This is a genomic window from Streptococcus sp. CCH8-H5, from assembly GCF_001556505.1.
GTDB lineage: Bacteria > Bacillota > Bacilli > Lactobacillales > Streptococcaceae > Streptococcus.
In genome coordinates, this window is the sequence record NZ_LSIZ01000044.1 from 60,303 (window position 1) to 79,821 (window position 19,519).

15 protein-coding genes and 1 other annotated feature are annotated in these 19,519 nt (G+C 38.1%); of the genes, 3 read left to right on the plus strand and 12 right to left on the minus strand.

Annotated features, from left to right (window positions below):
• Positions 1-196 precede the first annotated feature (196 nt).
• The 3 genes from icd to acnA are packed head-to-tail and all read right to left on the minus strand — an operon-like array spanning position 197 to position 5,175.
• Entirely contained in the window at positions 197-1,372 is a 1,176-nt protein-coding gene (gene icd / locus AX663_RS03750; RefSeq protein ID WP_060972745.1) for an NADP-dependent isocitrate dehydrogenase, read from the minus strand.
• Between the two features lie 13 nt (positions 1,373-1,385).
• Positions 1,386-2,510: a citrate synthase gene (locus AX663_RS03755; RefSeq protein WP_002890679.1), complete on the minus strand. Its 1,125-nt coding sequence runs from the start codon at positions 2,508-2,510 to the stop codon at positions 1,386-1,388.
• A gap of 1 nt (position 2,511) precedes the next feature.
• Positions 2,512-5,175, minus strand: coding sequence for an aconitate hydratase AcnA (acnA, locus tag AX663_RS03760; RefSeq protein WP_060972746.1), 2,664 nt, complete (start codon positions 5,173-5,175; stop codon positions 2,512-2,514).
• Positions 5,176-5,508: 333 nt separating this feature from the next.
• Between acnA and nrdH the strand changes: the two genes are divergently transcribed.
• From nrdH to nrdF, 3 genes are all read left to right on the plus strand, one after another.
• The gene (gene nrdH, locus AX663_RS03765; RefSeq protein ID WP_004182714.1) at positions 5,509-5,733 is read left to right on the plus strand and encodes a glutaredoxin-like protein NrdH; all 225 of its coding nucleotides are present in this window, start codon (positions 5,509-5,511) and stop codon (positions 5,731-5,733) included.
• A gap of 94 nt (positions 5,734-5,827) precedes the next feature.
• Complete coding sequence (gene nrdE, locus AX663_RS03770) at positions 5,828-7,987, plus strand: class 1b ribonucleoside-diphosphate reductase subunit alpha (protein ID WP_002890676.1); 2,160 nt, start codon at positions 5,828-5,830, stop codon at positions 7,985-7,987.
• 157 nt (positions 7,988-8,144) lie between these two features.
• On the plus strand, positions 8,145-9,104 hold the full coding sequence (nrdF, locus tag AX663_RS03775) for a class 1b ribonucleoside-diphosphate reductase subunit beta (protein WP_060972747.1): 960 nt from the start codon (positions 8,145-8,147) through the stop codon (positions 9,102-9,104).
• A 91-nt stretch (positions 9,105-9,195) separates the two neighbouring features.
• Here the strand turns inward: nrdF and ileS are convergent, their stop codons facing one another.
• From ileS to AX663_RS03820, 9 genes are all read right to left on the minus strand, one after another.
• Positions 9,196-11,994, minus strand: coding sequence for an isoleucine--tRNA ligase (gene ileS / locus AX663_RS03780; protein ID WP_060972748.1), 2,799 nt, complete (start codon positions 11,992-11,994; stop codon positions 9,196-9,198).
• Between the two features lie 47 nt (positions 11,995-12,041).
• Positions 12,042-12,253 (minus strand) — a binding site (T-box leader).
• Positions 12,240-13,115 carry a DivIVA domain-containing protein gene (locus AX663_RS03785; protein WP_002890673.1) on the minus strand — a complete coding sequence of 292 codons (876 nt, stop codon included), beginning with the start codon at positions 13,113-13,115 and terminating at the stop codon, positions 12,240-12,242. Its footprint overlaps the feature before it by 14 nt.
• 52 nt (positions 13,116-13,167) lie before the next feature.
• Positions 13,168-13,971, minus strand: coding sequence for a YlmH family RNA-binding protein (locus tag AX663_RS03790; RefSeq protein WP_002890672.1), 804 nt, complete (start codon positions 13,969-13,971; stop codon positions 13,168-13,170).
• A complete protein-coding gene (locus AX663_RS03795) occupies positions 13,971-14,228 on the minus strand; it encodes a YggT family protein (RefSeq protein WP_002890670.1) in 258 nt (85 codons plus the stop codon). The genes AX663_RS03790 and AX663_RS03795 overlap by 1 nt, the downstream gene beginning before the upstream one ends.
• Before the next feature lie 3 nt (positions 14,229-14,231).
• Entirely contained in the window at positions 14,232-14,831 is a 600-nt protein-coding gene (locus AX663_RS03800) for a cell division protein SepF (RefSeq protein ID WP_037600934.1), read from the minus strand.
• 4 nt (positions 14,832-14,835) lie between these two features.
• On the minus strand, positions 14,836-15,519 hold the full coding sequence (locus AX663_RS03805; protein WP_037600930.1) for a YggS family pyridoxal phosphate-dependent enzyme: 684 nt from the start codon (positions 15,517-15,519) through the stop codon (positions 14,836-14,838).
• A 2-nt stretch (positions 15,520-15,521) separates the two neighbouring features.
• Positions 15,522-16,844 carry a cell division protein FtsZ gene (gene ftsZ, locus AX663_RS03810; RefSeq protein ID WP_038675732.1) on the minus strand — a complete coding sequence of 441 codons (1,323 nt, stop codon included), beginning with the start codon at positions 16,842-16,844 and terminating at the stop codon, positions 15,522-15,524.
• 28 nt (positions 16,845-16,872) lie between these two features.
• Positions 16,873-18,249: a cell division protein FtsA gene (gene ftsA, locus AX663_RS03815; protein ID WP_002884067.1), complete on the minus strand. Its 1,377-nt coding sequence runs from the start codon at positions 18,247-18,249 to the stop codon at positions 16,873-16,875.
• A gap of 126 nt (positions 18,250-18,375) precedes the next feature.
• A complete protein-coding gene (locus AX663_RS03820; RefSeq protein ID WP_060972749.1) occupies positions 18,376-19,518 on the minus strand; it encodes a cell division protein FtsQ/DivIB in 1,143 nt (380 codons plus the stop codon).
• Position 19,519 lies beyond the last annotated feature (1 nt).

Consider the following 19,519-nt stretch of genomic DNA (forward strand, 5'->3'; position numbering starts at 1 on the left):
ATAACATAGCTAATTGAGATTATCAAGGTTAAAACGTACTTTCTACAAGTTTTTCAAAAGCCTGTCTCTCATTTTACTGCTCATTTTCAATTTTTTAAACATAAGCAAATACTAGTCTCTAGTTATTTACAACATTTTCAGAAAATTTCTTTCATGGTGTTTTCAATCGTTAATTTTCATTTTCGAGCAAAAACAATCACATAATTGAAAGAATTTGATTGCTAAAGGCACTCGTTGAATAAGCTTGTTTCCCAAATGCCAAGTCAGCTGTAAAGATATCAGCTTTAAATGTCTTTTCAATAGCACTTGTAATCAGTTGAGCTGCCTCAGTCCAACCAATATAATCTAGAAGCATGCAGCCAGATAATAGAACTGAGCAAGGATTAGCCTTATCTTGATCCGCGATATCCGGAGCTGTTCCATGTGTTGCTTCAAAAATAGCATGGCCTGTTTGATAGTTAATATTGGCTCCAGGGGAGATGCCGATACCACCAACTTGTGCAGCTAAGGCGTCACTGGCATAATCACCATTCAAGTTGGTTAAGGCAACAACATCAAATTTTTCTGGATTTAAAAGAATCTGTTGTAGAAAGTTATCCGCGATTATATCATTAATCTCTAAACGACCAGCCAGCAATTCTTCTTTATATTCTTCCTGAGCCAATTCATAACCCCATTTACGGAAGCCACCTTCTGTAAATTTTTGAATATTCCCCTTATGAACTAAGGTCACTTTTTTTAGATTGTTCTTGAGAGCATAGTCGATAGCCGAGCGAATGAGGCGTTTACTTCCTTCTATTGAAATTGGCTTGATTCCGATACTACTTGATTCTGGGAAGCGAATTTTACTAACATTCATTTCTGTCTGGAGAAACTCAATCACGCGCTTAACATCTGTTGTTCCCGCTTCCCATTCAATTCCCGCATAAATATCTTCAGTATTTTCACGAAAAATAGTAATATTCGTTTTTTCTGGTTCCTTAAGCGGACTTGCTACTCCTTCAAAGTAACGAACCGGTCTAACACAAGCGTAGAGATCAAGTTCTTGACGTAAAGCTACATTTAAAGAACGAATCCCTCCACCTACTGGCGTCTCAAGCGGACCCTTAATAGCAACTAAACTTTCTCGAATAGTCTCCAATGTTTTTTTCGGCAACCATTCTCCTGTTTTATCATAAGCCTTCTTACCAGCTAGGAGCTCTTGCCACTCAATATGACGCGTTCCTTCATAGGCTACTTCTACTGCTTTATCAAAGATTGCTTGGGCATTCTTCCAGATATCATGTCCAACACCATCCCCTTCAATAAAAGGGATAATTGGACTATCAGAAACTTGAAGCTGTCCATTTGTCATTACGATTTTTTCTGCCATATAGCTTTCCTCCCTAGCGTTTTTCTAAAGGAATATAGGTCATATTTTCTTGTCCAATATACTGTGAGCGAGGACGAATCAATTTGTTATTTTTTTGCTGCTCTTGAATATGAGCAATCCAGCCGGCAACACGACTCATTGCAAAGATAAGTGTGAAGATATCGCTGTCAATTCCTAGAGTATGGTATACGGTGGCTGAATAGAAGTCTACATTGGGAATTAATCCCTTCTTATCTTTCATGAACTCTTCAATTTCTTGAGACATATTAAAGAATTCTTCATTCTCGGTACCCTCTGTCAACTTTTTAGCCATATCTCTTAAGAAAATTTCACGAGGATCCTGTTTCTTGTATACACGGTGCCCAAATCCCATGATTTTCTCTTTAGAGTCAAGTTTTTCCTGTAAGTAAGCATAAACATCACCTGATTCGCGGATTTCTTTAAGCATATCAAAGACGCGTTCATTAGCCCCACCATGCAGGGGACCTTTTAGAGCACCAATAGCTGTTGTAACACACGAATAAATATCTGTCAGAGTCGAAGCACAAACACGCGCTGCAAAAGTTGAAGCATTCAACTCATGATCAGCATGTAGAATTAAGGCCTTATTCATAGCCTCAACTTCAATTTCAGAAGGTTCAACACCATTCAGCATGTAAAGAAAATTAGCAGCAAAACCTAAATCTTCTCTTGGTTTGAGGGGCATTTTACCAGTGCGTAAGCGTGCAAAAGTCGTAATAATTGTTGGCAATTTAGCCATCAATTCAATACTTTGCTGATAAACGGCTTCCATGGACTTCTCCTCAGCATCCACATTGTATACCCCAAGAAGTGAAACTGTTGAACGTAAAACACTCATTGGGTGCAAATGTGGACGAGATTGGATAAGAATGCATTGTTCTACAGCATCTGAAATGTCATAGTTCTTACGCAACTCTGCTTCAAAATACTTGAGTTCCATTTGCGTAGGAAGATGACCATTCCATAAGAGATAAATCACTTCCTCAAAAGACGCTTTATTTTCCATAAACTCGGAAATATCATATCCTGCATAGGATAAATGGTCATCAATAATAGATGAAATCCTAGTATTACAGGCAATCATATCCTTAAGTCCATTAATTTCAACTGTTGTCATATTAGGCTCCCTTCAATTTTTTTCTTACAACCATTGGTAAGATACCACCATTTTTATAGTAGCGAATATCAGCATCTGCATCGAAGCGTACCAAGGCTTTAAAGGTTTTGGTTTGTTCAGGTGTTGAAGCTGTAACAGTGATAACATCATGGACACCTGGATTTTCTGAAAGATCGAAGCTAAAGGTCTCATGCCCTGTCAATCCAAGACTTTCAGCATTTTCCCCTTCCATAAATTGTACTGGTAAAATCCCCATCATAACTAGATTTGAACGGTGAATACGCTCAAAACTCTCAGCAAGCACTACTTTTACACCAAGGAGATTTGCACCTTTAGCAGCCCAGTCACGACTAGAGCCCATACCATAATCCTTACCAGCAATTACAAGCGTATCTTGATTAGCTTCTTTATATTTCATAGCAGCATCATATATAGGTAGAATATCACCATCATATTTAGTATATCCACCAATTTTTCCATCTGCTAGCTCATTCTTTATACGAATATTAGCAAAAGTTCCTCGCATCATGACTTCGTGATTTCCACGACGGCTACCATAAGAATTAAATTCTTGATAATCAACACCATTCTCAGTCAAATAACGAGCTGCTGGGCTATTTCTGGCAATATTACCCGCTGGAGAAATATGGTCTGTTGTAACCGTATCTCCAAATTTAGCCAAAACCTTCAAATCATCCAATGGTTTAATACTCAAATCATCTCCTAAAGCATCAAAGTAAGGTGGGTTTTGAATATAGGTAGAGTTTTGATTCCATTTATAATTTTGACTTTGTTCAGTAGGAATGGCATTCCACTTCTCGCTATCAGAAAAGACACTGGCATATTCATCTTGGAAGAGTTGACGGGTGACGTATTTATCAACATAAGTCTCAATGTCATCACGAGATGGCATAATCTCCTCTAAATAAACAGCTTGACCATTGTCGTCAAAGCCTAGAGGCTCAGTTGTCAAATCAATATTCGTGTTACCAGCCAAGGCATAAGCAACAACTAATGGTGGACTAGCTAAGAAATTCGCTTTAACAAGTGGATTAATACGCCCTTCAAAATTACGATTTCCTGACAACACAGCACTCGCTAAGAGATCATTGTCTACAATAGCCTTAGCCACTTCAGGACGTAAATCTCCTGAGTTACCAATACAAGTTGTGCAACCATAACCTACCAAGTTAAAGCCAAGCTTATCTAGATAGGTTTGCAAGCCTGAAGCTTTGAGATAACCAGTAACAACCTTAGAACCTGGTGCTAAAGATGTCTTCACTGTTGGAGATACTTTTAATCCTTTCTCAACAGCTTTTTTGGCTAAAAGACCGGCTGCCATAAGAACGTAAGGATTAGAGGTATTGGTACATGATGTGATTGCTGCAATGGCAACATGACCCGTTTGAATTATTTCTGAATGATCCTCAAAATCAACTTTTGCAGTTTTTGCTAACTCTTCATTATCCAAACCGAAACCACGGACACCTGCTTCACGTACCACTGCATCTTGAAATTCTTGCTTAGCATCAGATAAAAGAATCAAATCTTGTGGACGTTTAGGACCTGAGATAGAAGGTTTAATAGATGACAAATCGACTTCAACAATCTTAGTATACTTGGCTTCTTTACTTGGATCATAGAAAAGATGATTGGCTTTTGTATAGGCTTCAGTGACTTGGATATGTTCCTCATCACGATTAGTTAAACGCATGTAGTTAAGAGTCTCGTCATCAATAGGAAAATAACCACAAGTCGCACCATATTCCGGTGCCATATTAGCGACAGTAGCACGGTCAGCTAGAGATAAACTCTTCAAGCCAGGTCCAAAGTACTCAACAAATTTACCAACCACATTTTCAGAACGAAGCACCTGAGTAATCTTGAGAGCCAAATCTGTTGCTGTGGCAATTTTAGGCAGCTCACCTGTCAGATGTACACCAATAACCTCTGGAATTGGGAAATAAGACGCTTCACCTAGCATAGCTGCTTCAGCTTCAATTCCACCAACACCCCAACCAAGAACGCCAATACCATTAATCATAGTCGTGTGACTATCTGTACCAAACATAGAGTCAGGATATAGGAGCCCATCATTTTCAATAATGACATCACTCAAAAATTCAATATTAACCTGATGAATAATCCCTGTTGCTGGTGGAACAGCACGGTAATTTTCAAAAGACTGTTCGGCCCACTTAAGAAACTCATAGCGCTCGTTATTACGTTTAAACTCTAGATTGATATTATCTTCAAGAGCAGTATCACATCCATATGAATCAACTTGGACAGAGTGGTCGATGACCAAATCTACTGGAATCTCGGGATTAATAAATTCGGCTTTACCTCCATTAGCCACTATAGCATCACGCATGGAAGCTAAATCAACAACAACAGGAACCCCTGTAAAATCCTGTAAGATAACACGACTTGGTTTAAAAGGTACTTCAGAAATTGTTGGAAAATTCGGAAATTTTATTAGATCAGAAATGTGAGATTCCTTAACATCGACACCATCTTTTTTTCTGAGGAGACTTTCAAGTAGTATTCGAATGGTATAAGGTAGTTCTCCGACCTTAACATCATGAGATTTTGCTGCTTTTTCGAGATCATAGAAAGAGAATGTCTTACCATTTACAGTTAGATTTGAACAGTATTCTTGCATACTTGAACCTCCATTAGTTAAAAATTTTCTTTATTCTACACTGTTATTTTTGAAAAAACAAATAGAATCGGCATTTTGATGTTATATTACATAACATATATGGTGAGATATTTCTTTTTTAGCCATTTTCATAAACAAATTCTATTTAATTTAGAGAACTTAAAAAAGCCTTTGAAACACAAGATATAGGGTTGTGTTTCAATACTAAACACAAAATATTGTATTTCCTTAAGATATTTAGCTTGATTTTTCCCAATATTTTGGGTATTCTATTAGAGTTAAAAAAGTGGCTCTCTTGGCCACTTAAAATCTTTTTACAAAGGAGTATTTGCAATGGCAAAGATTACATTGTTTTCTAAAAACAACTGCATGCAGTGTAAAATGACTAAAAAATTCTTGGAAAAGGAAGGTGCTGATTTCGAAGAAATCAACATTGATGAACAACCAGAAAAAATCGATTACGTAAAAAGTCTTGGTTTCACTGCTGCTCCAGTTATTGAAGCAGGCGATATCGTCTTTTCAGGTTTTCAACCGACTAAACTTAAAGAAATCCTTTAATTATCAAGTTTTTAAATAGAAAGGAACTTGTCTGCTTAGTATAATGTTTTAACCTTAATATACTATTAAACTAAGTAAGCCTGGTATCTGTATTATGTCTTTAAAAAATCTTGGCGATGTCTCATACTTCCGCCTCAACAACGAAATTAACCGTCCTGTTAACGGTCAAATTCCTTTGCATAAGGACAAAGAAGCACTTCGTGCCTTCTTCCTTGAAAACGTTAAGCCAAATTCAATGGCATTCAACAGCATCACAGATAAAATTAATTATTTGATTGAGAACGATTATATCGAGTCTGAATTCATCGGTAAATACGAACCTGCTTTCATCGAAAAGTTGTCTGCAGAAATTCATTCTCAAAAATTCCGCTTCCAATCTTTCATGGCAGCCTACAAGTTCTACCAACAATATGCCCTCAAAACAAACGATGGCGAGTCTTACCTCGAAAGTATTGAAGATCGCGTTCTTTTCAACGCCCTTTACTTTGCTGATGGTGATGAAAACCTTGCTAGTGACCTTGCTAACGAAATGATTCACCAACGTTACCAACCTGCTACTCCTTCATTTCTAAATGCTGGACGTAGCCGTCGTGGTGAACTCGTGTCATGTTTCCTTATTCAAGTAACGGATGACATGAATTCAATCGGACGTTCTATCAACTCGGCCCTCCAGTTATCACGTATTGGTGGTGGGGTAGGTATTAGCCTATCCAATCTACGTGAAGCTGGTGCTCCTATCAAAGGATACGCTGGGGCAGCCTCTGGTGTCGTACCTGTTATGAAGCTTTTTGAAGATAGCTTCTCTTACTCAAACCAACTTGGCCAACGCCAGGGGGCCGGTGTTGTTTACCTGGATGTTTTCCACCCAGATATCCTTGCCTTCCTTTCTACTAAGAAAGAGAATGCCGATGAGAAGGTGCGTGTTAAGACACTATCACTTGGTGTTACAGTTCCAGATAAATTCTACGAGTTGGCACGTAATAATGAAGATATGTACCTCTTCAGCCCTTACTCAGTCGAAAAAGAGTATGGTAAACCATATAACTACATTGATATTACAGCTATGTATGATGAGTTGGTGGCCAATCCCAATATTACAAAAACCAAGATTAATGCACGTGAGCTAGAAACTGAAATTTCTAAACTCCAACAAGAATCAGGTTATCCATATATTGTCAATGTTGATACAGCCAATCGACACAACCCAATTGATGGTAAGATCGTCATGTCCAACCTCTGTTCTGAAATTCTCCAAGTTCAAACACCAAGTGAACTTAACGATGCACAAGAGTTTGTCAAACTCGGTACAGATATTTCATGTAACCTTGGATCAACTAATATCCTTAACATGATGACATCTCCTGACTTCGGACGTTCGATTAAGGCTATGACACGTGCACTTACCTTTGTTACAGATAGTTCAAGTATTGATGCTGTACCATCCATCAAAAATGGTAACCAACAAGCTCATACCTTTGGTTTAGGAGCTATGGGGCTTCACTCTTACCTTGCTAAACACCATATCGAGTATGGTAGCCCCGAATCTGTTGAATTCACTAATATCTACTTCATGCTTATGAACTACTGGACTTTGGTTGAATCTAACAATATTGCCCGCGAACGTCAAGAAACCTTTGTCGGTTTTGAAAAATCAAAATATGCTGATGGTTCTTACTTTGATAAATACGTTACAGGCCAATACGTTCCTAAATCTGACCGTATCAAAGAACTTTTCGATGGTCACTTCATTCCACAAGCCAAAGATTGGGAAGAACTACGTGAACTCGTTAAGAAAGATGGACTCTACCATCAAAACCGTTTGGCTGTTGCACCAAATGGCTCAATCTCTTATATTAATGACTGTTCTGCTTCTATCCATCCAATCACACAACGTATTGAAGAACGTCAAGAAAAGAAAATCGGAAAAATTTACTATCCGGCCAACGGTCTTTCAACAGACACAATTCCTTTCTACACTTCAGCCTACGACATGGACATGCGTAAAGTTATCGACGTCTATGCCGCTGCGACTGAACACGTTGATCAAGGTTTGTCATTAACCCTATTCTTGCGTAGTGAGTTACCAAAAGAAATTTACGAATGGAAAACAGAAAATAAACAAACAACTCGTGACCTTTCTATCCTTCGTAACTACGCCTTTAACAAAGGAATTAAATCAATCTACTACATCCGTACTTATACAGATGATGGGGAAGAGGTTGGTTCTAACCAATGTGAAAGCTGTGTCATTTAAGATAGTGATTTAACGATAGCAACTTCACTACTCTTATTTACAAAATGCATTAAAAGGTCGGTTCGCCGACTTTTTTAATAGATCAACTCAAAAAACTATATCATGATTTTGAATTATGATAAAATAGTAACGATATCAATAAAGAAAGAGGTTTCTAATGGAAACTTACTACAAAGCCATTAACTGGAATGAAATCGAAGATGCGATTGATAAATCTACCTGGGAAAAATTGACCGAGCAATTTTGGCTAGATACACGTATCCCACTTTCAAATGACCTTGATGACTGGCGTAAACTTTCCGCTGAAGAAAAAGAGTTAGTTGGAAAAGTTTTCGGTGGTTTAACATTGCTAGATACCATGCAATCTCAAACGGGTGTTGAAGCCATTCGTGCAGACGTCCGTACACCTCATGAAGAAGCTGTATTGAACAACATTCAGTTCATGGAGTCTGTTCACGCCAAATCTTACTCTTCAATCTTCTCAACTTTGAATACTAAATCTGAAATTGAAGAAATTTTCGAGTGGACTAACAGTAACAAATACCTCCAAACCAAGGCGAAAATCATTAACGATATCTATGAAAATGGAACGCCTCTTCAGAAGAAGGTTGCTTCAACATATCTTGAAACATTCCTTTTCTATTCAGGGTTCTTTACTCCACTCTATTATCTTGGTAATAACAAGCTAGCTAACGTTGCTGAAATCATTAAACTTATTATCCGTGATGAATCTGTTCACGGAACCTATATTGGCTATAAATTCCAACTTGGATTCAACGAATTGCCTGAGGAAGAACAAGAAAGTTTCCGTGAATGGATGTATGATCTTCTCTACCAATTGTATGAAAATGAAGAGCTCTACACTAAATCTCTTTATGACGGTGTTGGATGGACTGAGGAAGTCATGACTTTCCTTCGTTACAACGCCAACAAAGCTCTTATGAACCTAGGACAAGATCCACTCTTCCCAGATAGTGCGAACGATGTTAACCCAATCGTTATGAATGGTATTTCTACAGGAACATCCAACCACGACTTCTTCTCTCAAGTTGGTAATGGTTACCTTCTAGGAACTGTCGAAGCCATGCAAGACGATGATTATAACTACGGACTATAATAAAAAACTAGCTCAGCTAGTTTTTTATTGTGTTCAATACTATATTCGAAAAACAAATAGAAAAAAGAGTTCACGGTGAACTCTTTTTATTTTATTTTGCTTTTACTTCAAAACCTTCTGCTACACCTTCAGCAAAGTTTTCTTCAACAATGCTAGCACAGTGATCACAGATAGTCGCATTGTAGCTACGTTCTTTGGTAGTTGGATCGATACGACGGCAACGATCACAGACATCACCTTCAGCACGTTCTACTGTGAATGCCACACCTTCAAAGCTTACAGCAGATTCAGGTGCTTCTCCTTCAGCAATAGTCAATGCTGAAACAATCAAAAGTTGAGCAAGGTTAGTGTTCAAACCTTCAATAAGTTCTTTGACTTCATCATCAGGATAGATAGTCAAATGAGCTTCAAGCGATTTACCAATAACTTTTTCATTACGAGCTTCTTCCAAAGCTTTTTGAGCTTGGCCACGGAAATCCATGAAGGCATTCCATCTTTCAAGAAGTGCATCTTGACCCACAAAATCTTCTGCTTCTGGTAACTCTGACAATTGAACATAGTCTTCTGTTTCAAATTCAAGATATGACCAAATTTCTTCTGCAGTGTGAGGAAGGATTGGTGTCAATAGTTTTGTAATCTTGACAAGAATATCGTAGAAGACTGTTTGCATTTGACGACGTTCAAGTGATTCCGCACTCTCAATATAAACCACATCTTTGGCAAAATCAAGATAGAATGCAGATAACTCAACGTTAATAAAGTTAACCAAGGCTTTGTAGATAGTCAAGAACTCAAAGTTTGCATAGGCATCACGAATAGTCTTAACCAATTGGTTAAATCGAATAGTCATGTACTGATCTACAGAACGAAAGTCTTCAAAGGCTACAGCATCAGTTGTTGGATTGAAGTCAGAGGTATTGGCAATCAAGAAACGAAGTGTGTTACGAATCTTACGATAAGATTCTGATACTTGGCTAAGGATATCCATTGAGATACGAACGTCATTAGTTGTATCAACACTTGTTACCCAAAGACGAAGAATTTCAGCACCAAATTGTTTCTCAACATCACTAGGAGCAATTGTGTTACCAAGCGATTTAGACATCTTCTCATCCTTACCATCAAGCGCAAAACCTTGAGACAAGAGTTGTTTATATGGTGCAACACCATTATTGGCAACAGATGTAATAAGAGATGAATTAAACCATCCACGGTATTGGTCTGAACCTTCGAGATAGAGGTCAGCTGGATAAGTTAACTCAGGACGGTTAACAACAACACCGTTCCATGATGAGCCTGAGTCAAACCATACGTCCATAATGTCAGTTTCTTTAGTAAACTCGCCGTTTGGTGAGCCAGGATGTGTAAAACCTTCTGGAAGAAGATCTTTGGCATCACGTTCCCACCAAATAACTGAACCGTGTTCTTCGAAAAGTTTAGCCACATGTTCGATAGTTTCTTCAGTCATGATTGGTGTTTTATCTTCAGCATAGAAGATTGGGAGTGGCACACCCCAAGCACGCTGACGAGAGATTACCCAGTCACCACGGTCACGAATCATGTTGTAGAGACGAACTTTACCCCACTCAGAATGGAATTTAACTTTTTCAATCTCATCCAGAATCTCTTGACGGAATTTAGAAACAGATGCAAACCATTGTGGTACTGCACGCCAGATAATTGGTTTCTTCGTACGCCAGTCGAATGGGTATGAGTGTGAGATTTCTTCTTTAGCAAGGAGTAAATCGCCGAGTTTTTCCATAACAATTGGAGCCACTTTATCGTAGAACTGACCTTCAAAATCAGGTCCAGCATTTTCCATCATGATACCACGCTCATTAACGGTTACGGCAACTTCAAGACCATTAGCAATACCTACGTTATAGTCATCCTCACCAAAACCAGGAGCCGTATGGACGATACCTGTACCTGAATCTGTAGTAACGTGGTCACCAAGAATAACAAGCTCATCAACTTCTGTATCCCATGGGTGCTCAGTCACAATTTTATTTAATTCTTCACCACGGTATGATTGAAGTACTTCCACATCTGTCCAACCGAATTTCTCAGAAAGACTATTAAGTAATTCAGAAGCAACAACAAATTTGCGGTCTTCTCCGGCAGGTTTTACGAGAACGTATTCGATATCAGCACCAACAGTCAAACCACGTGAAGCTGTTACTGTAAATGGTGTTGTTGTCCAAACTACGATATATGTATCTGTGTCTAGTACTCCTTTACCATCCTTAACCTTATTGGCATAGTAAAGTGAAGTTGAAACCAAATCATGATACTCAATTTCTGCTTCAGCAAGCGCTGATTCTGATGACCATGACCAATAAACTGGTTTTGCACCTTGATAGATGTAACCTTTTTTAGCCATCTCACCAAAGACACGAATCTGAGCTGCTTCATAATCTGGTGTCAAAGTAACATATGGGTTATCCCAATCAGCCGAAACACCAAGACGTTTGAAATCTTCACGTTGTTTGTCAACTTGTGAAAGTGCATAATCGCGACACATCTTAAGATATTCAGCACGATCAAGTTCTTTACGTTTCACACCTTGTTTTGCCAACACTTGTTCAATTGGAAGACCATGCGTATCCCAACCAGGAACGTAAGGAGCATAGAAACCAGACATTGATTTTGAACGCACAATGATATCCTTAGAAATTTTATTCATCGCATGTCCAACGTGAATATTACCATTGGCATAGGGAGGACCATCATGAAGAGTGAAGTGAGGTTTACCTTGGTTCAACTCTTGACGACGTTGATACATCTTAGCATCTTCCCACTCTTTTTGCCAGATTGGTTCTTTGTTAGGAAGTCCAGCTCGCATTGGAAAGGCTGTCTTACCTAGATTTAAGGTTTCTTTGAGTTTCATTATATCTCCTCTTTAATTTAATTTACTAAATAAAAAGAGCCTTCATCAAAAAGGACGAAAGCTCGTGGTACCACCTTAATTCAGAGCAAAAGAATTTGCTCCCTCATATGTCCGTAAGGAGGACCATCCTTCTAACTTACTTATTTCAGTTAGAATGCTTGAAAATGATAACTATCCAAATAGGGAATGTGGGACTCACACCATCTCCCACTCGCTGTTAATATACTTGGTAAGTTGTATTTTTCTTATTCGCTAATATTCAATTTAAACGTTTGTGTTTCGTTTAGATTAATTTCACCTGTTGTCTCAGGTTGCAAATCAAAATCTTCATCTACTGGTGCTGAAGTTGGGAAATCTGCCACTTCACTCTCGAAAGTGTCTGGAATACCAAACTCAACTGGAGTTGAAACAACTTCGTTTGTTTCATCAACTTCTGGACTAGAGAAATCTTCAACTTGCTTATTGCTTTCAGCAACGCGACGTTGAAGTTCAGCCATTTCATCAGGAGTGAATTGACGAGTTGCATCAAATGAAGCTGCATCATTTGAATCAGGCACATGCTCATCCAAAACTTTTTCAACAACTTCTTTAAAGGCAGCATCTGAATTTTGAAGATAAATAGCTGTTGGTTGCAACAATTCACCCCATTCTGGAGCACTTGCTAAGCTAAGCTGACCTTCAACTGCAGCCAATAGGCGTTGGTGGAAGACACGACTTTGACGTTTAAGTTCTTCTGTTTCGATGGCAACACGTTTGGCTTCATCTGTTGCATCACGAAGAATTTCAGATGCCTTAGATTTAGCTTCTTCAACCAAATGAGTAGCATTGAAGTTAGCCTTATTAATCAAGTTAGCTGATTCGTCAGCCGCTGAAGCTTTAACTTTTTCTGCTGTTTCTTGAGCCAAAATAACTGATTGACTCAATGATTCTTTCATTTCATCAAAATAAGCCAATTTTTCTTCAAGCTCTTTTACACGAGCAGCAAGTTCACGATTGTCACGAACTAAATCTTCATAATCGTCTACAATAATATCAAGAAATTCATCAACTTCTTGCTCATTATATCCACGAAATTTAGTTGTAAACTGTTTATCTTTAATATCAAGTGCTGTAATAGCCATTACAGGCCTCCTTTATTTTTCATTACCATATTTAATGGTTTAAATTAAATAACTACTTTTTTCTCCGTCTTAACAGACTTTCAATAACGATTTTAGCTTTCCCGGACTTTGAAAATCCGTCTTGTTGAGCTAGTCGAAATCGACCATAACCTCTAATCGAAATCATATCACCAATAATAACTGCCTGATCAGCCTTCTCAACTTGTCTATAATTTAATTTTACTTTTCCTGAAGCAATAAGTTTTAAGGCGTTAGAACGAGATAAGTTTAATACCGTCGACAACACATTATCAAGACGCATACTGGAAAGTAAGACAAAAGTTTTTGAGTACTTTTCTTGATTTGAAATCCAATCGTCTTTACTTACTTCTTTTAGAGTAACCGAAACATTACCAATCTTAGTAATAGTCATTATCGCATAACTTGCTAAATGAGAAGCAATGTAAAATTGAACGCGTCCTTCTTCATCAAGAATAATATCTCCAAATACTTGACGATCAAGACCAAGCTGATTAATCAGTGCTCCCAAAACTTTTGGGTGTGTCAATTTATTGAACTGTCTCGCATATGAGATTTCTAATCGTTTAATTTCAAAGTCATCTTCTTCAAGCTCGTAATAATCGGGAGCAAGTATCACTCTTCCATACTCTTCAGATTCAAGAGTTGAACTCACAAAAAATTTTAAATTGTAATAATGAGCCAACTCTTCAACAATCTGAATTTCACGAGGATTCAAGAAATCAGTTAAGTAAGGACTGTACCTCTCATCAACTAAATGACAAAATCCCCTAACCTTCTCTAGAAAAGGTCGTTCATCTAACGAGTAATGCTGTTCAATTTTTTTAATATCTGACATCAGAGTAGAATAAATCTAAGAATTCTAAGTGAAAAGTTTAGTAGAAGTACAATTACGATTATTGAAAAATCAATACCAGCAAAAGCTAAATTCAGGCGACGAAATGGTGCGAGAATCGGTTGAACAATTTGTCTAATGATTCTTCCAAGGCTAGTATCATAAGCTCCTGGAAACCAGGATAACAAAGCATAGACTACAAGAAGAATCTCTATCACGTTAACAACACGTGCCCAAATAACATAAAGTAATACAGACATCACTTAACGTCTCTTCATGTCGAAGTCGAAATTAGCTTCTTGGTTGCCGTGAGCCAAACCAATCTCTTCAATGTCAACTACGACATTAATTGGCGTAAGCAAATACATTGAAGAGCCAACTTTTTGCAAGTTGCCTGTAAGTACCTTGCTAGCACCATCAATAAAGTCAAGACAACGACGAGCTTGCGCTTCCAACATATATTGAAAATCGATTAAAACACATTCATTTTCAATCAATAGTTCTACAATTTCCTGAGCATCTTCATACTTTTTAGGATATTTAATTGCAATTGTTGTTTTAGTTGTATTCATTTGTTGTGGTCCCTGATTTGCTTGTGAACGACTCAGAGGTAAACTACGAAGGACTTGAGTTTCCTGTAAGTCTGAATTAACATGTTGGCGACGAGGAGGGACTGTTGCCTGAGAACGCTCAGGTTGACGTTGCTGACGAGGAGGTGGTGTCTGCACAGGTCTCTGTGCTTTTACTGGACGTGCTTTTACTGGACGTTCTTTAGCCTCTTCTTTAGCAGCATCTTCATAATCTGTTACTTCGTCGGTATCAAAATATGAAACAATTTTATCAATTGCGTCTTTTAATGCCATAAGGTTATTCTCCGTTCTCTTTAAAGAATGCACTGCCTATTCTGACAAAGGTTGATCCATTCTGAATAGCCATGTCATAGTCTCGACTCATCCCCATGCTTAACTGATCACAAGGAACATTCTTTAGTTTTTTCTCTTGAATTGATTGTCTAAGCTCATTTGTCTCAGAAAAAATCTTATCAAGTTCTTGAGCATCTGCATCAATTGGAGCCATAGTCATTAGTCCAACTATACAAATGTTATCAAGATTTTCAATTTGTTTTAGAACAGTATCAAGTTCTTCAGCTGAAAAACCATGTTTTGATTCCTCCCCTGAAACGTTAACTTGTAGGAAGCAATTAATAGTATGGTCGGCACGCTTTTGAATTTCCTCTGCTAATTTAACAGAATCCAAAGCATGAAAATAATCAACTAAATTAATAACATCCTTTACTTTACGACGTTGCAAGGTACCAATAAGGTGCCAAGTCAAATCATAATTTTTTAAAGCTTGATACTTATCTAAGAATTTATCAACGCGATTTTCAGCAATGTGCTTAATTCCCGTTTGAACCAATTCTTCAGCGACATCACTTGAAACATATTTGGTTACGGCAATTATATTGACTTCATCACTAGAGCGATTAGCCTTTTCACATGCTTTTTTTACCGCTTGATAAACATTATTTTTATTCTCTTCTATAGTCATTATTAACGATTTTTAAAGAATGGTGGTGTCTCCAATTCATCATCATCTTCAACATCACTTGAGAATGTAGACATAGTCAATTGACTATCTAGTTGACCAGTTTCAGGACGAGAAATATTATCACGTCTCAAATCCCAATTACCAAAAGCTGACTGCTCTTGTTGAGGAGCTGCCGCTGCAGGACGAACTCCTGGTTGTGGCATTGAAGGTGTTTCATTATAGTCAAAATTTGGTTGACGTTCAAATGAAGGTTGAGAAACTGGACGTTGCTCTTCTTGAACAACTTGTTGAGCAGGAGCTGATGGTTGTGAAGGAGCTGTAGTCACTTTACGTGGCTGAGCTTTCATACCAGATACTTTTTCAGCACGATCTTGACGAACTCCAGTTGCAACAACAGTTACACGGATTTCATCTTTCAATGTATCATCGATTGATGTACCAAGCCAAATGTTAACACCGCTACCAGCTGCTTGACCAACAATTTCAGATGCTTCTTCTGCTTCTGTAAGCGTCATATCAAGACCACCAGTTACGTTAACGATAACATCTTCTGCACCATCAATAGTAGTTTCAAGAAGTGGTGAATAGATTGCTTTGCGCGCAGCTTCAACAATACGTTCTTCACCTGAACCAATACCAATACCCATAAGTGCATTACCTTTATTTGCCATAACTGTTTTCACATCGGCAAAGTCGAGGTTGATCAAACCTGGGTTAGTGATAAGGTCCGTAATACCTTGGACCCCTTGACGAAGAACATTATCTGCTTCACTAAGAGCTTCAAGAAGTGGTGTTTTCTTATCAACGATTTCAAGAAGGTTATTGTTAGAGATAATAAGAAGGGTATCAACTTGCTCACGCAATTCTTGAATACCTTCGACAGCGAAGGCACCACGTTTGTTACCTTCAAATCCAAATGGACGTGTCACAACTGCAACTGTCAATGCACCCAAGCTTTTCGCAATACGTGCAATAACTGGTGCTGCCCCTGTACCAGAGCCACCACCCATACCAGCAGTGATAAAGACCATATCAGCTCCTGTAAGTGCTTCTGTAAGTGTTTCTTCACTTTCTTCAGCTGCCTTACGACCAACTTCAGGTTGACCTCCGGCACCAAGGCCACGAGTCAATTTAGGACCCAATTGGATAACTGTTTCTGCTTTAGAAGAGCTGAGTGCTTGAATATCAGTATTAGCTGCAATAAATTCAACACCAGCAAGACCTTCTTCAATCATTCGGTTGATGGCGTTTCCGCCACCTCCACCGACACCGATAACTTTAATTACCGCACCTTGAACTGATGCGCTATCAAATGAAAAACTCATTTTATTTCCTCGCTTTTACTAGATTCAATTAATCAAACATACTGCCGAAAATACCACGAACACGATCACCAAGTTTTTGTTTTTGTTCATGATTTTCTTCTTCAACTGGCAGAGGTACCTCAATGGTGTTCTCAACTGGAACAGGACTTGGCTGAGGAGCCACTCGAGGTGCTGGAGCAGGAGTTCTATCAAAACTCAAGGCAGGAGCCTCATTGTCGATTGGTTTACGACGAAGATACTCTTCACCAGACACAGCCTGTTGTGCAATGATATCAACTTCTGTAAGAAGACCAACATACTCAACAAGACTAATCACATTTGCAAACATTGGATTACGGATACCAACTTGATTTGGCACGTAAAGTTTAACATTTGTCTCAAAAATTTCTTGAGCAACTTCAACCACACCTGGCATGATAGCTGTTCCACCTACAAGGACAATGCCACCAGGCAAATCAAGTAGACGTCCTCGAGTCAAGTCTTGTTTAACTCTATCAAGGATATGCTTCACACGAGCTGAGATAATCTCAGCAAGGTATTTTTCTGTAATCTCAACTGGTGAATTCTCACCTACAACTTCTACTTGGACAGTTTCTGTTTCGCTTGCTTCTTCAATATCTGCATTACCAAAATTGAACTTAAGTGCTTCAGCAATCTGCATTGAAGTCTTCAAAACTTTTGAAATATCCTTAGTGATGTACTCGCCACCTTCAGAATAAATATTGGTAAATTGAAGTTCTTGAGCACGCATGCTTGCAACAGTTGTTTGACCGCCACCCATATCAATAACAGTAGCACCAAACTCACGTTCACCTTCATTTAGAACAGCACGTGTCATTGCAAGAGGAGAGATGATAATATTCTCTACTTGAATACCAGCACGTTCAACTGTCTTACGAAGGTTGTGAAGAATTGTTGTTGGACCTGTGTATATGAGACCTCTCATTTCAAGACGAATCCCCATCATTCCACGAGGATCACGAATTCCTTGGAAGCCATCAACAATAAACTCTTCAGGAACTAGTGAGATAACCTCACGCTCAGGTGTAATGCTCTTTGTCAAGGCTGAGCGAACAACACTTTCAACATCTTCATCTTTGATTTCTTTTGATTCACTTGTTACAGGAATCATACCTTGTGTAGGCTCAATTTGAAGAAGATTAGCTGGAAGCCCAACGTTCACTTGCTCAATAACAATCCCAGCTTTTTCTTCTGCTTGTTCAATAGCTGTTTTGATTGATTTCGCTGCAGCGTCAATGTCAACAATGATGCCATCTTTCACACCAGAACTCTTAACATTACTTACTCCGATGACATTCATTGATCCATCAATAAACTCAGCAACAAGAACCTTAATCGAGCTAGTTCCTATATCTAATCCTGTAAAAAAGCCATCTCTAGCCATTCACTCGACCTCTCAATCTTTCCATTCAATATCTTTGTAAACTGTATAAAAACAGAATTATTCGGATACTATTGTACCATAAAAAAACGTAAAATGTCAGCATTTTACGTTTTTTATTATTCAATATTAGCCTTGAGCAGGGGAAGTCCGATGAATTGTTTCCTGACCAACTGGTGGATTTTCTTCTGTTTGAATACCTGAATTTTCAGAATTAGTTTCTTCTTCAGAATGCTGTTCCGTTGATGTTGTAGTATCTTGACCTTCTTCAGAAGTTGCATTTTCTTCTTTTTTATCAGTCTTATCTTTATCTTTCTTTTTATCCCCATCAGTTTTTGATGATTCAACTTCAGGAGTCGTTGTATAAAGTCCAACTTCCATATCTACAATACTTCCATCTGAAAGTTGACTATTAATTTTCTCGTAGTAAGGAAGCTTAACTGTTAATTGAGAAAGTGGAACACGAATGGAATTGCCATCATACAGCTCAATCGTTAGTAAATCTGAAGTTGCTTTAGTAGGCGTAAGATTAATAATTTGAATATTATTCTTGATTTTTGTATCAAGTTTATTTAATTCTTTTACTAACTCTTCGATTTTCTTCTCGTCATCCATCTTTAAGGTGATGAATTTATCAGGTAGATTACTAGTTGAAACTGTTCCTCCTGTCTTACCACTTTGAAGAATAGAAACATAACCATTTGTAGTTTGACGATAAGCCACGATTGGGTATTCTTTTACTGCAATATTAAATTGATTTGGAAAACTATATGTAACTGTAGCCTTTTTAACCCAAACATTAGTTTTTTCAACAGTTGATGCAACCTTTCCTTGGTTGAAAAAGACATGAGTGATATAGTCTGTATCAAGAATACCACTTGCAACTTTCACATCTTCTGGTAAAGCATTTTTTGTTCCTGATACAGTGAGAACCTTTTGTTTTGACCAAGGTGAAATAAAGAAAAGTGAAAATACGATTAGGAGTGCAGCGATAAAAACAACTAGTCCTGCAAGATTTTGTTGTGCAATTGGAATATTACTAGTTGTATTACCTTTTTTTCGTTTCTTCCTTTTGGTCTTTTTTTTCTTTTTAACCTTCTTTTTCACTGGTGGCTGGCTCTCATTTGAAGTCGCTTCTTGTGAATGAACGACCTTTCCATTCGCAAATTCTTCAGAATCTTCGGTTTCTTTTTTTCTCAAAAATTCGAGATTTCTCTTCTGCCACTCTGTGAGAACTTGTTTTTCTTGTGATTCTTGATCCTTTTTTGCCATG

Coding starts and splice junctions, on each gene's coding strand:
- AX663_RS03755 (WP_002890679.1), bottom strand. CDS start 2,510: ATGACAACAGTTGAAATTAATGGACTTAAGGATATGATTGCCTGTAAT.
- icd (WP_060972745.1), bottom strand. CDS start 1,372: ATGGCAGAAAAAATCGTAATGACAAATGGACAGCTTCAAGTTTCTGAT.
- nrdH (WP_004182714.1), top strand. CDS start 5,509: ATGGCAAAGATTACATTGTTTTCTAAAAACAACTGCATGCAGTGTAAA.
- AX663_RS03805 (WP_037600930.1), bottom strand. CDS start 15,519: ATGACTATAGAAGAGAATAAAAATAATGTTTATCAAGCGGTAAAAAAA.
- AX663_RS03800 (WP_037600934.1), bottom strand. CDS start 14,831: ATGGCATTAAAAGACGCAATTGATAAAATTGTTTCATATTTTGATACC.
- ileS (WP_060972748.1), bottom strand. CDS start 11,994: ATGAAACTCAAAGAAACCTTAAATCTAGGTAAGACAGCCTTTCCAATG.
- ftsA (WP_002884067.1), bottom strand. CDS start 18,249: ATGGCTAGAGATGGCTTTTTTACAGGATTAGATATAGGAACTAGCTCG.
- acnA (WP_060972746.1), bottom strand. CDS start 5,175: ATGCAAGAATACTGTTCAAATCTAACTGTAAATGGTAAGACATTCTCT.
- AX663_RS03790 (WP_002890672.1), bottom strand. CDS start 13,971: ATGTCAGATATTAAAAAAATTGAACAGCATTACTCGTTAGATGAACGA.
- ftsZ (WP_038675732.1), bottom strand. CDS start 16,844: ATGAGTTTTTCATTTGATAGCGCATCAGTTCAAGGTGCGGTAATTAAA.
- AX663_RS03795 (WP_002890670.1), bottom strand. CDS start 14,228: ATGTCTGTATTACTTTATGTTATTTGGGCACGTGTTGTTAACGTGATA.
- nrdF (WP_060972747.1), top strand. CDS start 8,145: ATGGAAACTTACTACAAAGCCATTAACTGGAATGAAATCGAAGATGCG.
- AX663_RS03820 (WP_060972749.1), bottom strand. CDS start 19,518: ATGGCAAAAAAGGATCAAGAATCACAAGAAAAACAAGTTCTCACAGAG.
- AX663_RS03785 (WP_002890673.1), bottom strand. CDS start 13,115: ATGGCTATTACAGCACTTGATATTAAAGATAAACAGTTTACAACTAAA.
- nrdE (WP_002890676.1), top strand. CDS start 5,828: ATGTCTTTAAAAAATCTTGGCGATGTCTCATACTTCCGCCTCAACAAC.